Origin of the sequence: Cryobacterium sinapicolor, assembly GCF_004403465.1 — a bacterium.
GTDB classification, from domain to species: Bacteria; Actinomycetota; Actinomycetes; order Actinomycetales; family Microbacteriaceae; genus Cryobacterium; species Cryobacterium sinapicolor.
In genome coordinates this window covers 73,319-88,436 of sequence record NZ_SOGQ01000032.1, presented here as the reverse complement: position 1 = coordinate 88,436, position 15,118 = coordinate 73,319, and the positions used below count along the sequence as shown (strand labels likewise).

The 15,118-nt window shown below is 65.5% G+C and carries 12 protein-coding genes; 4 read left to right on the top strand and 8 right to left on the bottom strand.

Annotated features, from left to right (window positions below; genetic code table 11):
* Positions 1-128: 128 nt before the first annotated feature.
* Entirely contained in the window at positions 129-1,550 is a 1,422-nt protein-coding gene (locus tag E3T28_RS07010; RefSeq protein ID WP_134429238.1) for a dipeptidase, read from the bottom strand.
* A gap of 37 nt (positions 1,551-1,587) precedes the next feature.
* On the opposite strand from E3T28_RS07010, the gene E3T28_RS07005 reads away from it, so the two are divergent.
* Entirely contained in the window at positions 1,588-2,184 is a 597-nt protein-coding gene (locus E3T28_RS07005) for a DUF3043 domain-containing protein (RefSeq protein ID WP_338145391.1), read from the top strand.
* Positions 2,185-2,201: 17 nt separating this feature from the next.
* Here E3T28_RS07005 and E3T28_RS07000 read toward each other — a convergent pair whose 3' ends face one another.
* Complete coding sequence (locus E3T28_RS07000) at positions 2,202-3,347, bottom strand: alkaline phosphatase family protein (RefSeq protein WP_134429236.1); 1,146 nt, start codon at positions 3,345-3,347, stop codon at positions 2,202-2,204.
* Between the two features lie 91 nt (positions 3,348-3,438).
* Between E3T28_RS07000 and E3T28_RS06995 the strand changes: the two genes are divergently transcribed.
* Together E3T28_RS06995 and E3T28_RS06990 are read left to right on the top strand one after the other, a co-directional pair.
* Positions 3,439-5,922, top strand: a complete 2,484-nt coding sequence (locus E3T28_RS06995; protein WP_134429234.1) for a DNA gyrase/topoisomerase IV subunit A — start codon at positions 3,439-3,441, stop codon at positions 5,920-5,922.
* A 66-nt stretch (positions 5,923-5,988) separates the two neighbouring features.
* Positions 5,989-6,687, top strand: a complete 699-nt coding sequence (locus tag E3T28_RS06990) for an SDR family NAD(P)-dependent oxidoreductase (RefSeq protein WP_134429232.1) — start codon at positions 5,989-5,991, stop codon at positions 6,685-6,687.
* An 18-nt stretch (positions 6,688-6,705) separates the two neighbouring features.
* Here E3T28_RS06990 and E3T28_RS06985 read toward each other — a convergent pair whose 3' ends face one another.
* Positions 6,706-8,787, bottom strand: coding sequence for a DNA gyrase/topoisomerase IV subunit B (locus E3T28_RS06985; protein WP_134429230.1), 2,082 nt, complete (start codon positions 8,785-8,787; stop codon positions 6,706-6,708).
* A gap of 171 nt (positions 8,788-8,958) precedes the next feature.
* On the opposite strand from E3T28_RS06985, the gene E3T28_RS06980 reads away from it, so the two are divergent.
* Positions 8,959-9,195 carry a DUF7455 domain-containing protein gene (locus tag E3T28_RS06980; RefSeq protein ID WP_134429228.1) on the top strand — a complete coding sequence of 79 codons (237 nt, stop codon included), beginning with the start codon at positions 8,959-8,961 and terminating at the stop codon, positions 9,193-9,195.
* Between the two features lie 58 nt (positions 9,196-9,253).
* On the opposite strand, the gene E3T28_RS06975 is transcribed toward E3T28_RS06980, so the two are convergent.
* From E3T28_RS06975 to E3T28_RS06955, 5 genes are all read right to left on the bottom strand, one after another.
* On the bottom strand, positions 9,254-9,982 hold the full coding sequence (locus tag E3T28_RS06975; protein ID WP_134429226.1) for a type 1 glutamine amidotransferase: 729 nt from the start codon (positions 9,980-9,982) through the stop codon (positions 9,254-9,256).
* Positions 9,979-11,154, bottom strand: coding sequence for a MurT ligase domain-containing protein (locus E3T28_RS06970; protein ID WP_134429224.1), 1,176 nt, complete (start codon positions 11,152-11,154; stop codon positions 9,979-9,981). Before E3T28_RS06970 ends, E3T28_RS06975 begins: the two co-directional genes overlap by 4 nt.
* Before the next feature lie 101 nt (positions 11,155-11,255).
* Positions 11,256-12,569, bottom strand: coding sequence for an RNA polymerase sigma factor (locus E3T28_RS06965; RefSeq protein ID WP_134429222.1), 1,314 nt, complete (start codon positions 12,567-12,569; stop codon positions 11,256-11,258).
* A 230-nt stretch (positions 12,570-12,799) separates the two neighbouring features.
* Positions 12,800-14,134: an MFS transporter gene (locus tag E3T28_RS06960; RefSeq protein WP_134429220.1), complete on the bottom strand. Its 1,335-nt coding sequence runs from the start codon at positions 14,132-14,134 to the stop codon at positions 12,800-12,802.
* Positions 14,135-14,185: 51 nt separating this feature from the next.
* On the bottom strand, positions 14,186-15,109 hold the full coding sequence (locus E3T28_RS06955; protein ID WP_134429218.1) for a proteasome assembly chaperone family protein: 924 nt from the start codon (positions 15,107-15,109) through the stop codon (positions 14,186-14,188).
* Between the last annotated feature and the right edge of the window lie 9 nt (positions 15,110-15,118).

Here is a 15,118-nt window from a genome sequence, read left to right as displayed (position 1 = left end):
ATTGTTCGCATCGTTCTTGCGTGGTCGTGTGCAGCGGCCGGATGTCCGCTGGATTCCACGCAGATTCTACCGAGCAATGCCGGGAATGCACCCCGTTCATTCCCGGCTCTCAGCCCCGCACGGTGAGGTCATCGTTCGGTGCGCTGGTTCAAGCGGCCGAGAAGGAAGGCCTCGCTGAGGATGGCCCGCTTGAACACACCGAGGTGCAAAGATTCGTTCGGGCTGTGCGCCCTGGAATCGGGGTCTTCGACCCCGGTGACCAAGATCTGTGCCTCCGGGAACACGCGGACCAGATCGGCGATGAAGGGGATTGATCCGCCGACGCCGATGTCCACCGGGCTTTCACCCCACGCTTCGGCCATGGCGCTTCGCGTCTCGGCGACGGCCCAGCCGCCGGTGTCCACCAGGAAGGCCTCCCCCGTGTCGACGTCGTCGATGTCGATTCGGGCACCGAAGGGAGCCATGGCGCGCAGGTGCGCCTCGAGCGCGCGGAAGGCCTCGTCGGCCGGCTGACCGGGAGCGATCCGGGTGCTGACACGTACGGTGACGGCCGGCGTGAGGGTGTTCGACGCGTTGGCCACGGACGGTGCATCGATCCCGGTGACCGTAATGGACGGCTGGGACCAGATCCGGCTGAGGACCGAGCCGTGCCCGATCGGGCTGACGCCGTCGGTGAGCCCGGTCTCCAAGCGGAGCTGCTCCACGGAGTAGTCGGGGGTCGGAACGTTGATGCTCGTCAGCCCGGCGACGGCGACAGAGCCGTCCTCGGCGTAGAGGCTGTCGAGGAGGCGAACGGCTGCCATCATCGCGTCGGGAACAGCTCCCCCGAACATACCTGAATGCGATGCGTGGTCAAGAGTGCGAACGGTCAGACGGAAGGTGACGTTGCCGCGCAGTGCCGTGGTCAGCGCCGGGGTGTTGATGTCCCAGTTGTTCGAGTCCGCGACGACGATGGCATCCGCCCGCAAGGCCTCCCGGTTCTCCCCCAGGAAGGTGGCGAAGGACCGGCTGCCGAACTCTTCCTCCCCCTCGATGAAGAGCGCCAGGCCAAGGTCGAAGTCGGGTCCTTCAGCCTCCACGAGAGCTCGGATCGAGGCGATGTGTACCATGACGCCCGCTTTGTCGTCCGCGGCGCCGCGTCCGTAAAGGCGGTCGCCGCGCACCGTCGGTTCGAAGGGGTTGGAGTCCCAGTCAGCATCCTGGCCGGGAGGTTGCACATCGTGGTGGGCGTAGAGCAGAACTGTCGGGCGCCCGTTCCGAGCGGCGCGCGTGGCCAGAACGGCCGGGTGGCCGAGCTCGGCACCGCCCGGGATCCCGGCCGTCTTGATTTCAACGGATTCGAACACCCCGAGACCGCGGACAAGGTTCGCGACGGCATCGGCGCTGGCGGCGACCTGTCGAGCGTCGAAGGCGTCCCAGGATACGGAGGGAATCCGCACCAGGGAGCACAGATCTGCGATGGTGGTGGGAAGGCCTCGCTCGACGGCCGCGCGAAGAGCCGGTGCGGCCGGGGAGATTGCCGTGGGAGCTGTTTCTCGAATATCGGTCATCGGGTAATCTTAAGGCAACCAATTGCAAGGAACTGATGTGGCTAAGCCTGTGAACCCAGACGCACAACCATCCATGGAGACCCCGGAAGAGACGAAGTCTCGTCTCGCGGCCGGCCACCCCGTCGGCAAAGGGCAGGCGACGCCCAGCCGGAAACAGCAGGAGGCCCTGAACCGGCGCCCTCTGGTTCCGGACGACCGAAAGCTCGCGGCCAAGCAGGCCAGAAGCAAGGCCGCTGAGACTCGCGAGCGCACTCGGATCGGGATGGCTGCGGGGGACGAAAAATACCTCCCGATGCGGGACCGCGGCCTGCAGAAGCGCTTCGTTCGCGATTTCGTCGACGCTCGCTTCAACGTGGGCGAATTCATGATCCCGGTGATGTTCCTCGTGATCCTGCTGAGCGTCTTCCCCGACCCGGCCATCCAGACCTACGGTTTCCTCGCTCTGTGGGCCTTCGTTATCGTCGCCGTGGTCGACTGCATCATCCTGGGCTTCATCGTCACCCGCAAGCTCAATGCCAAGTTCGGAGTACAGAAGGCCGAGCGGGTTCGCTGGTACGCGGCAATGCGGGCGTTGCAACTGCGCGTCTTACGTCTGCCCAAGCCCCAGGTCAAGCGCGGACAGTACCCGTCCTGAGGTCCGTTCTCCAACGCTCAGGCGGAGAATGCCCCTGATCTGATCAGCGGTACCCGGAGTTCCTCATCCGTCAGAGATCCGTGCTGACCGACCATCGACCGTGCGGATTGGTTCGGCTCTCGGGAGTCGTAGTAGGCGATGAGTTTGCGTGCGGCGACGATGACGTCGCCGATGCGCGGCAAGACATCGGGCGAAACATCGCCGAAGAGACCGGACTCGACAGCCTCAGTGCGCGTGAAGATCCAGGCGCGGTGGCCCTCGACGGCGCGCCACGTGTCGGCAAGAGCCGCGGCGGCCTCGTCGACCGCTTCGGGTTCGAGGTAGAGGTGCAGGCAGCGTGGGTCCCCGCCGATGTGCCGGACGCCGCCGACGAGTTCGGGAACCGTGTCGAAGAGCACGTGACTGGTCGCCGGGACGTCGATGATGCCATGGTCGGCCGTGAGCAGGAGCCCCTCGTCGGCCGTGAGTCCTGCGGCGAAGCGGGCGGTCGCATCGTCGAGGACTTCCAACGCAGCCAGCCACCGGTCGGACTCCCAGCCGTGGGCGTGGGCGGCCACATCCAGCTCGGGGACATAGAGGTAGACGAGGGCGCGCGGCTCGGTGTCCAGAAGGTGCCTGGCGGCGGCGAACCTGTCGGACACGCTCTCCGCCGGCACATAGCGCGCACCGCGAAGCGCCGCCTGGGTGAAACCGGATGCGGAATAGCGGCGGGGTCCGATAGCGAAACCGGGAACGCCGGCATCCGCCGCCCGTTCGAAGACTGTGCGCACGCGCTGCCAGGTCTCCGGCCGCATCCCGTCATCCCAGCCGGTCAGCTGGTTCACCACGCGGTCCCTGTCGGCGTCTCGGACCCGGTAGCCGACGAGGCCGTGCTGCCCAGGGGCGACACCCGTGGCGAGGGTCGTGATCCCCGCCGCGGTGGTGGACGGGAAGACCCCGTCGATCACGCTGGACTTGGTCAGCAGCGACTTCAGGAACCGGGCGTGCCCGGCCCGGGCGCGCAGGGAACTGATTCCCAGGCCGTCCGCGAGAACAACGACCGTTTTGTTCGTCGGAACGAGGCGTAGTGGATTGGGAAGACCCTGGACCGACGCGAGGGAAGATGTGAGTACGTCGGCAAGGCGAAGGGTGCTGAATTGGCGGGCCGGTAGCATAGAAGGCATCGTGCCAAGTTTGACATAGACAAAGCCGAATCGATCCAGCGCCTACCCGACAGCGCGCGTCCCGCAACGCACGCCTCAGCAGAATTCACGAATGAGCCGTCAAGACAGCACCCCGCCCGCCACGTTCACCGAGCGCATCGAAGACGTCGATGTCTCCACCGAGATGCAGGGCTCGTTCCTCGAATACGCCTATTCGGTGATCTACTCTCGGGCGCTCCCGGACGCCAGGGACGGACTCAAGCCCGTGCAACGGCGCATTCTGTATCAGATGAGCGAGATGGGGCTTCGTCCCGATCGCGGCCACGTCAAGTCCGCTCGAGTCGTCGGCGAGGTCATGGGCAAGCTGCACCCGCATGGCGACACCGCGATCTACGACGCTCTCGTGCGGATGGCGCAGGCATTCACGCTGCGCGTTCCCCTGATCGACGGCCACGGCAACTTCGGCTCCCTTGATGACGGCCCGGCGGCCCCTCGCTACACCGAGGCCAGGCTGGCCGCTCCCGCCTTGGCCATGACGGAGACTCTCGACGAAGACGTCGTCGATTTCGTGCCCAACTATGACAATCAGCTCACCCAGCCGGACGTTCTCCCGGCCGCCTACCCGAACCTGCTGGTCAACGGTGCGAGCGGTATCGCCGTGGGCATGGCCACCAACATGGCACCGCACAACCTGATCGAGGTCGTCGGTGCGGCGCGACATCTGCTCGCCCACCCGAACGCGAGCCTGGAAGACCTGATGGAGTTCGTTCCCGGGCCTGACCTGCCCACCGGCGGCACGATCGTCGGATTGGCGGGAATCAAGGATGCCTACGCGACCGGCCGCGGCAGCTTCAAGACCCGGGCACGGGTATCCGTTGAAGCCATCACCGCCCGCAAGGCAGGTCTCGTCGTCACGGAACTCCCCTACCTCGTCGGCCCCGAGCGGGTCATCGAGAAGATCAAGGATGGGGTCAATTCCAAGAAGCTCAACGGAATCTCCGATGTCACCGATCTGACGGACCGCACCAAAGGACTTCGACTCGTCATCGGGATCAAAACCGGCTTCAGCCCGGAGGCCGTGCTCGAGCAGCTGTACCGGGTCACCCCGCTCGAGGACTCCTTCAACATCAATGCGGTCGCCCTCGTCGACGGCGGCCCGCAGACGCTGGGACTTCGGGAACTGTTGCTCGTCTACATCGGACACCGCATCGAGGTCGTCACCCGGCGCTCCGCTTACCGGCTGGCCCGACGCAAGGAGCGCCTGCACCTCGTCGAGGGTCTGCTGGTGGCGATCCTGGACATCGACGAGGTGATCCAGGTCATCCGCGCCAGCGATGACAGCGAACAGGCACGCGCCAAGCTGATCGATGTCTTCGACCTGAGCCAGATTCAAGCCGAGTACATCCTCGAGCTCCGCCTGCGGCGCCTGACCCGGTTCTCCCGAATCGAACTTGAAAACGAGCGGGATCAACTGCTGGCGGAGATCGCGGCCCTGGAGAAGCTTCTCGGCAGTAAGGCGTCCATCCGCACTCTGGTGTCCGACGAACTCGCCTCGGTGGCCGATCGTTTCGGCACGCCACGGCGGACCTTGTTGACCGAGGCGACGGCGAGTATCGCCGGCGCAAACGGCGCCGCCGCCAAGCGGAAGGCCGCCATCCTCGAGGTGACGGACACCCCGACCCGGGTCTACCTCAGCGCAACGGGCAGGATCGCTCGGGTGGAGCTTGCGGCCGACACTGCGGACCTGCCGGAGCGGATCACGCCGGCACAGAGGCGCAGCAAGCATGACGCCGTCCTCTCCGTTTTGGACACGACCAGCCGAACTGAGATCGGAGCGGTCACAAGCCTGGGGCGGCTCATCCGCTTCTCCCCCGTCGACCTCCCGGTGTTGCCGCCGACCTCGGTCCAGCTCGGGGCGGGCGTGCGCGTGAGCGATTACCTGGCCTTGCCCAACAAAGCCGAGAGGATTCTGGCGCTCGTCGCGCTCGACTCCGAACGGTCGATCGTGCTCGGGACCAGACAGGGCACCGTGAAGCGCGTCACCGCGGGCGATTGGGCCAACAAACCAGACTTCGAGATCATCGCCTTGAAGCCCAAGGACGTGGTGGTCGGCGCTGTGCAGGGTGCGGAAGACGACGAACTGGTCTTCATCGCCTCCGACTCCCAGCTGCTGCGCTTTCCGGCCGGCTCGGTGCGCCCGCAGGGACGCACGGCCGGCGGTATGGCCGGCATCAAGCTGACCGCCGGCGCACACGTGGTTCACTTCGCCAGCGTGGACGCACGGAACGAGGATGTCCTCGTGGTCGCGACCATCGCCACCGGCAGCCACACGCTGACCGGAACCGATCCCGGCAGCGCCAAAGTTTCCGACTTCTCGGAATACCCGGCAAAAGGCCGGGGAACCGGTGGCGTGCGCTCCCAGCGATTCCTGAAGGGCGAAGACACCGTCTCCGTTGCGTGGGTGGGTCCCCTTCCGGCCCGGGCGGTCTCTTCAGATGGCACGCCCCGAACGCTGCCTGAATCGGGGTCGCGGCGTGACGCATCCGGAGCCATGCTCGATTCCGTGATCGGTGCCATCGGCGCCCGGATCGGCTGACCACTTCGCGCTGTCTCCAGCAGGAACCGCAGGACAGGGCGCAGGGTGGTGGGTTATGGTGGCGAAATGACACACCTCGACGACTCCGCCATTCTCGTCCTCGGCGCCTCGGGGGGTCTGGGACGTGAAATCGCCCGACTTCTGGCTGCCGGAGGCGCCCGACTCGTCCTGAGCGGGCGCGACCAGGCGAAACTTGAGGCGCTGTCGATCCCCGGGACCCGTCTCGCCGCCGACCTGACCGACCCGGAGGCGATTCCGGCTCTCGTCGCCGAGTCGATTCGAGTCAACGGGCGGCTCGACGGCATCATCAACGCCGCGGGGGTTGTCGCGTTCGGGCCCGCGACGGAGGTGAGTGACGAAACGCTCACGGAGCTGTTCGCCCTGAACACGCTGGCGCCGATCCGCCTGCTGCGGGCCGCCCGATTCGCGCTGACCGAATCCGCCGAGCAGGGCCGCGACCCCTTCGTCGTCACGCTCAGTGGGGTCGTCAGCGAAAGCCCGACCGCCAATCTCGCCGCCTACTCGGCGTCCAAGGCCGCCCTCGCGGCCTTCGGACAGGCCGCCGGCCGGGAACTGCGCCGCAGCGGCATCCGTATCTTGGACGCCCGGCCCGGCCATACCGAGACGGAACTCTCCACTCACCCGATCCAAGGGACCGCCCCGCGCCTGCCGGCCGGCTACTCCCCCGTTGTCGTTGCCCAGCGCGTCGTCGACGCCATCATCAACGGCGAGCGGGACCTGGCGAGCACGTCCTTCCAATCGTGAGACGCCCGGCCCGGGTCATCACACGTCGATGCGGTCGCGACTGAGTTTGTCCGAACTTTCGATGATGAATTCCTTGCGCGGGGCGACGTCGTTGCCCATCAGGAGTTCGAAAACGTTTCCGGCCATCTCGGCGTCGGCGACCCTCACCCGGCGCAGAGTGCGGTGCGCCCGCTCCATCGTCGTTGTCGCAAGCTGGTCGGCATCCATCTCGCCCAGACCCTTGTACCGCTGGATCGGATCCTGATAGCGCTTTCCGCTCTTTTTGAGGCCGGCAAGGACGGCCTGAAGTTCGACCTCCGAATAGGTGTAGATGGTTTCATTAGGCTTCGTCCCCGGGTTCATCACCACGACCCGGTGGAGTGGCGGGACGGCCGCGAAAACGCGGCCCTCCGTGATCATCGGGCGCATGTAGCGGAAGAACAGGGTGAGCAACAGCGTCCGGATGTGCGCGCCGTCCACGTCCGCGTCGCTCATAATGATGACCTTGCCGTAGCGGGCGGCGGACAGGTCGAAACTCCGGCCGGAACCGGCGCCGATCACCTGGATGATCGATGCGCACTCGACGTTGGACAGCATGTCGGCGACGGATGCCTTCTGCACGTTCAGGATCTTGCCGCGAATGGGCAGGAGCGCCTGGTGTTCACTATCCCGAGCGAGCTTGGCTGTTCCCAGTGCGGAGTCTCCTTCGACGATGAAGAGTTCACTCGTCGACACGTCGTTGCTGCGGCAGTCGACCAGTTTTGCGGGTAGAGACGAACTCTCCAGTGCGTTCTTGCGGCGCTGGGTCTCCTTGTGGGCACGAGCCGAGATGCGCGATTTCATCTCGGCCACGATCTTGTCCAGCACGACCGCGGCCTGCATCTTGTCGTCCCGCTTCGTCGACACGAATCGCTCGTTCATGGCCTGGGCGACGACGTTGGCGACGATGGCGCGAACCGCGGGTGTGCCGAGCACCTCCTTGGTCTGCCCCTCGAACTGAGGCTCGGGCAGCCGCACGGTGAGCACTGCGGTGAGGCCGGCCATCACGTCGTCTTTCTCCAGCTTGTCGGACCCCATTTTGAGTCGACGGGCGTTCAACTCAACCTGGGCACGGAGAAATTTGAGCAGGCCCGCGTCGAAACCGGCCTGGTGCGTTCCGCCCTTCGGCGTGGCTATGATGTTCACGAAACTGCGGACGACGGTGTCGTACCCTGTCCCCCAGCGAAGGGCGATATCCACGGCGCAGTCCCGGACCAGCTCGGTGGGCACCATGGCGCCCGTGGGGGTCAGAACCGGGACGGTCTCCCGGAAGGTCCCATTGCCGGTGAGGCGCCAGGTGTCGGTGATCGGGCTGTCGGTGGCGAGGTGGTCGACGAACTCCGAGATCCCACCCTCGAACTTGAAGGACTTGAGCACGTGCACGTCAGTGCGCTGGTCCGCGATCTCGATCCCCAGGCCCGGCACGAGGAAGGCCGTCTGGCGCGCCCGTTCGAGCAATTCCTCGGTCTGAAATGCCGCGCCCTTGGTGAAGATCTGGCGGTCGGCCCAGTAGCGCACTCGCGTGCCGGTCACGCCACGCTTGACTTTGCCGATGACGCGGAGCTCACTCTGCTTCTCGAAGGGTGTGAAGGGCGCGTCGGGGCTCTTCTCGCCCGAATCCGCGAAGATCCCCGGTTCGCCACGGTGGAAGGACATTGCCCAGGTCTTGCCGTCTCGGTCGACTTCGACGTCGAGACGTTCGGACAGGGCGTTGACAACGGATGCCCCCACACCGTGCAGTCCGCCGGACGCCGCATACGACCCGCTGCCGAACTTGCCGCCCGCGTGCAGTTTGGTGAAGACGACCTCGACCCCGGTCAGTCCCGTTTTGGGCTCGATGTCAACCGGCACACCGCGGGCCGTGTCGCGCACTTCGACGCTCTCGTCCGCGTGAAGCACGATATCGATGCTGCTGCCGAATCCACCCAACGCCTCGTCGACCGAGTTGTCGATGATCTCCCAGAGACAGTGCATGAGCCCCCGCGAGTCGGTGGACCCGATGTACATGCCCGGACGTTTGCGAACCGCTTCCAGCCCTTCGAGTACAGACAGGTGGCGGGCGGAATAATCAGAAGAACTCACAACAATCAAGAATACCGGTCGGCGCTCCCCGCCAGACGTCGACACCCGATCGAAGTGCACTACGCGGTGAGCGAAATAGCGGTCCCCCGACTCGATATCCGCGCCGGACCGTGTTTCCATGGAGTACAGGTTAAATTGGTATCAGTTGGTATCAGTCTGGAGGAGGAAACCATGTCCCAGATCGCAGCCGAGAATGGTGCCATCAACCAAGAGAAGGCTCCCCACCAGCTCACCGCGGCAGACCGCTGTGATGCGTGTGGGGCTCAGGCCTACATCCGTGTGGTCGTGAACAACAGCGAGCTGTTGTTCTGTGCACACCACGGTCGCAAGCACCAGGAGAAGCTCGCCGCCATCGCGGAGAGCTGGCACGACGAGTCGAGCCGCCTCCTCGAGGATCAGCGCTCCTAACGGAATCGGCGGGGCGCACAGCAGCTTCGGTTGCTTTGCGCCCCGCCGAGTCAGGCCGCTACTCTGTTGGAAGTCCGAGCCGTACCGCAACCTGGTTGCGTGCGGCTTTTGCCATGTCGTCAGCGGCCGACGAATGTCCGCCGGGACGGTATTCGTGTCCGATGCGCACCAGAGCAGTGCGCAGGAGGTGGTCGGCAAGACCGGGATTTCGGGCGAGCACAGGCCCGTGCAGATGAGTACCGACGACGCTGCCCATGACGAGTCCCTCGGAACCCGCGCCATTGCCGGTTCCGTAAAGCACTTGGCCGAGCGGCGACGCCTCGGCGCCGACGTAGCTGCGGGAATGGTTCTCAAAACCGATCAGCCGGCCGTGTCGGGAGGTGACCACGATGTCATCCGTGGCGCGTGCCGGCATCGGCACAGCGCGACCGGCCAGGATGCCCAGCCCCTCGACGACGGTTCCGTCGCCGAGTTCTATGCCCCAGCTCAGGAGTTCCCAGCCGGTTCCGACCAGGAGGATCGGGACACCCGCAGTGGCCCAGGTGCGCAACTCCGTGGTCATCGTCGCCAGGATGTCCCTGGCGCGCACCAGATCGGCGTCGGAGCCCGATCCGACGATGACGGCGTCGACCTGGTCGGGCAGATCAGCCGAGGAACGCACCTCCACCACGGCGGCCTCAACACCGGCCCACCGAGCCCGCTGGGCGAGAACGCGGGCGTTGGCGGCATCGCCGTTGGTACCGAGGAGTTCGGGTAGCAGTGACACGATCGAGAGCGGACGGGTCATTCCTGCTCCTCCTTGTTGGTGACGAGCCCCAGGTGTGCCCTGGTGCGTCGCATGGAGTCCGCGGAGAAAATGATCGTTTTCAAACCCGTGAGTGGTTCCGGCAGCGCCAGGAACTCGTCCAGGGCCAGGCCCAGGTCCGACTCGATGCGGTCGACGACCACGTCGTCGTAGACAAGCTGAAGGGCGATGTCCTGCGCCTTCGATCCGGACGCGATGCGGACCCGGCCCAGGCTCGAGGTGTTCACGGGCCAGAAGTACGACGGGTCGCGCACGTCGGACCCGATTGCGATGAGGATCTGATCGGTCCCCGGTTCGAGACTGTCGACGTTCAACTGGAAACTGGCCGGATTCTGCACCAGCACGAATTCGACCTGCCGACCCCGGACCGTGACGATCTCGCCACGGCCGAAGACCGGAGGAATGGCCGAAATGGCACCGATGGCCAGCACTGGATCGAAGCGTCCACCGAGTGCGGCCCGCGCTGTGCTCAGCGCGGTCAAGGCGTCCACGGCATAGTGCGTGCCGCGGGCGGGCAACCCGATCGGGTACCCCACCCCCGCAATGCTCACGGTCGCGCGGCGTCCGTGCACCGAAGTGAGAAGCATCCCCTCTCCCTCGTCCAGCCGGGAAGTGGTGGTCGCACTGTAGCCGAGGCCCCGCGGGTTGGCAGCGAGAACTTCTGCGGAAACTCCGTAGCGAGCGATTGCAGAGGTGCCGTCGAGGCGAGCGGCCAGGGCGGTCAGGTACTGATCGTCCGCGTTGATCACGACGGTTCCGGTAGCTCTGGCGGCGATCTTCGCGAGCATCGCCGCGACCATGTCCGAGTCATGGAACCGATCGATCTGGTCGACCATGACGTTCGTCAAAGCGACTACGCGCGGCGTCAGCGAACCGGAGATGAGGGCGCCATGGCCCTCATCCATCTCCAGCACGGCGATGTCGCCCGCGATATGGCCGCTCAGGCTCGCCTGCTCGAGCAGCGCCGAGGTCAGACCCTGACTTATGTTGGCCGTGGACTGGTTGGTGAAGACGACCATGCCGTGAGCGCGGAGAGCCGCGACCAGCATTTTGGTCGTGGTTGATTTGCCGCTTGACCCGGTGACGATGACCAGTCCACCGGGGAAGCTGTTGAGGGTGCGGGGAAGGAACCCAGGTGCGATCCTGTTGACCACGAGGCCGGGGATCGCGGATCCGCCGCCCGGCTTCCTCCATCGGGCCAGTTTCCGTACGACTCGTCCGAGGAGAATCGCCGGCGCGTAGCGCAAACCGATCTCTATTCGAGGTAGTCGCGTAGGGACTGCGACCGTGAGGGGTGACGCAGTTTGGCCATGGTCTTCGACTCGATCTGACGGATGCGCTCCCGCGTCACGCCGAACGTGTCGCCGATCTGGTCGAGAGTCTTCGGCATGCCGTCGCCGAGGCCGAAGCGCATTCGGATGACGCCGGCTTCGCGCTCGGAGAGCGAGTCGAGCAGGCTCTCAAGCTGCTTCTGCAGCATGGTGAACCCGACCGCGTCAGCGGGGACGACGGCCTCCGTGTCCTCGATCAGGTCGCCGAATTCGCTGTCGCCGTCTTCGCCGAGCGGAGTATGCAAGGAGATGGGTTCCCGGCCGTACTTTTGAACCTCCACAACCTTCTCCGGCGTCATGTCCAGTTCGCGACTCAGCTCTTCCGGCGTGGGCTCCCGGCCGAGGTCCTGAAGCATCTGGCGCTGCACTCGGGCCAGCTTGTTGATGACTTCGACCATGTGCACCGGGATGCGGATCGTGCGGGCCTGGTCGGCCATGGCACGCGTGATCGCTTGACGGATCCACCAGGTGGCGTAGGTGGAGAACTTGAAGCCCTTGGTGTAGTCGAACTTCTCGACCGCACGGATCAGGCCCAGGTTGCCCTCCTGGATCAGGTCGAGGAACTGCATTCCGCGGCCCGTGTAGCGCTTGGCGAGCGAGACGACCAGGCGCAGGTTGGCACCCAGGAGGTGGCTCTTGGCGCGGGCGCCGTCCTTGGCGACCCACAGGAGTTCGCGGCCGAGGGCGCTCTTCTTCTCGGAATCGGTCATCTGGGACATCTTGTCCTCGGCGAACAGCCCCGCTTCGATTCGCATCGCGAGCTCGACCTCTTCGGCGGCGTTCAGCAGGGCGACCTTGCCGATCTGCTTCAGGTAGTCCTTGACTGGGTCGGCCGTCGCGCCGGTGATTGCGCTGGAGTAAACCGGCACCTCGTCGTCGTCGTCGACGAGAGACAGCACCAGAGCACCACTCGGCAGCGCTTCGGCCGATGCTGCACGCTTCTTCTTGGCTTCGTCGGAGTCGTCGTCGGCATCCGCGTCGTCGCCGTGCCCGGCCTCATCGTGCTCGTCGGACGCCGGCTTGGCTTTGGCTTTGGTGCTGGCGGCGCGCTTGCGCGGTGCGGGCTTCTCTTCACCGTTCGCAGCCGCAGCCGCAGCCGCAGCCGCGGCCTTGGCCAGGGCCGCCTTGGTCGGCTTCTTCACGGCGGCGGCCTTGGGCGCCGGCGCAGCTGCGTCCGGAGCCTCAGGTGTGCTCGCGGTGGGCTCTTCGGTCTGCTCGATTTTTGTGCGGGTTGCCATTCGAACACCTCTCATGCCGTGGCCCGGGAGCCTGCGGCGCTGCCAGGCGGGTCCCGACCGAATGGATCTGGCGGGAAGTGGCCTGAGCAGTGTGGATTTTGGGCAGTACTAGGACCCATGTCAAGTCCCGGGCTATTCACACCGACACTGCTGTCGTTGCTCCCAGGACCAGAACGGGCCCTATTGACAATTATTGCATGCTTTGTGTATGAGACAAGCCAGACGCGCAGCTATTCGGGCCGCTGCCCGCGACGCCATGCCCGCGCCACGGCGACCCAGAGCGGCGCAACCTCCACTCCCTCGTCACGGGACAGCTGACTGCGGGTGCGGGCGCGGGCGTGCAGCAGAAAGATCACGCCGAGTCCCACAACCAGGAACTGCACGGAGAACGCGACCCGGAAGGAATCCAGCGAGTACAGATCGCTCGCCTCGCCTCCGGAAGTCCGCCAGCCGTCTTGAAGATCGAGAAGCAGCCCAATCAGGTAGACCATCACGAAACTGGCAGTGAAGCCGCCGACGTTGACGACGCCGTTCGCGGATCCGTGGCTGCGCTGGGGATTGAAGGTTCGCGCGAAATCGAAACCGATCAGCGATCCGGGGCCTCCGATGCCGAGGGCGACGAGCAGCACCACCATCAGCCAGAACGGCGGCTGCTCCGGCCACAGCAATACCGCTGCCCAGGCCGCTCCCATCAGCGCCACGACGCTCAACACGATGTTGCTGCGGCGCAGCGGAAAGCGTGCCGTCAGAATCCCGAGGATCGGCCCGCAGACCATGCCGGCGCCTACCAGGACCATGAGCATCGCCGCGGCGAGGGACGGTTCGTAGCCGAGTCCCGACACCATGAATGGGAAACCCCAGAGAAGGGTGAAGACGGTTCCGGAGGACTGCGTCACGTAGTGCGACCAGAAGCCGAGTTGCGTGCCGGGCCGTTTGAAACTGTGTTTGAGCTGCAGGAGCGCGCTATGCCAGCTGGTCGTCCTGTTCTCCAGGGATGCGCGGTCGGGCTGGTCCTTCACGACGACGAGGACCACGACGAGGGCCACCGCGGCAACTGAGGCGGCGGAGAGGAACGTCGGTGTCCAACCCCAGGTGTGCAGCACCCAGGCCAGCGGGACGGCGGACAGCACCTGGCCGAGTTGACCGATGTTTCCCAGCCACTGTGAGAGCTGCGGGACGATGCGTCCCGAAAACCACGATGCGATGAGACGAATCATCGAAATGAAGATGGCGGCGTCGCCGGCGCCGACGAGGATGCGTCCCAGCACGGCAATCGAAATGTCGGGGGCGAAAGCGAGCGTGATCTGGCCGACGATCATCAGCGCCGTTCCGGTGGCCACCAGCACCCGGGCCCCGTACCGATCGATCATCACGCCCACCGGCACCTGCGCCGCAGCGTAGACAGCGAGCTGCACCACGGCGAGGCTGGACAGCAGCGATGCGGATCCACCGAAGCGCTCGGTGGCCGCGACCCCGGCGATGCCGAGGGATGAGCGCTGGAGGACGGCAGAGAGGTACGCGAACGATCCGACGTAAAAGATCAACCAGGATCGGCGGGAGTTCATTGCCCCCAACTTACCCGCGCCCGGCGGCCCGCATCGACGGAGCGGTCGGCGTCAGGCGGGCGAACCGTCGTCTCGGCTGCGTCGGGTGGCGAGGAAGTTCTCCAGCTCGGCGGCGATCTCATCGGCGCTGGGCAACTCGCCGGCTTCGTCGGTCAACGGGGAGCGCAACGTGCTGCCCTCCATGTAGGCGTCGTAGCGCTCCTCGAGCGTCCCAACCAGCTTGAACAGTTCGGGGTTGTCCTGCACCTGCTCGTCGATGCGGCCGACGAAATCGCGGTTCTTCTCGCGCACTCGATCGGTGGGGAAGATCAGTCCGGTGGAGGCGCTCGTGCTGTCCAGCGCCGCCAGCGCGGCGAGGGGGAATTCCGTGTCGGCGAGATAGTGCGGGATCAGCAGCACGAACCCGACGACAGAGGCGCCACTCTCCTGGAGTCGATATTCCATCAGGTGAAGCGCGTTTGCCGGCACTTGGGTGTTGGGACGCCACACCGACATGCTCTCGACCAGATCGGATCGGTTTCCACTGACGGTCACGCCGATCGGGCGGGTGTGCGGGACCGGCATCGGTATCGCGTGCACCCAGGTCGTCGAGACCACCTTGAAACGGCGTTCCAGTTGGAGCACCGCTGCGGTGAATTGTTCCCAGCGGAAGTCCGGTTCGTAGCCGGCCAGGAGCAGGAACGCCTGGCCGATCTCGTCCCTGGCCTGGTACACCCGCAAAGCGGGAGGCTGGTAGTCGGTGAGGTGGTCCTGGTCGAAATGGATGACCGGCCGGCGCGCACGGTAGTCGAGCAAGACGTCGGCGTCGAAGGTTGCGACGACGGTGTGGTCGAGGGTCTCCAGAAGATACTCCGTGAACTGCGAGACTGCGCCACCGGCATCCGCGAAGCCCGTCAGACCCGCGACAAGGTGGAGCCCCTCCGGGACGTTCTCCGCGTCCGCAGTCAGCTCGTAAATGTCACCTGGATCCAGCATCCGTTAACT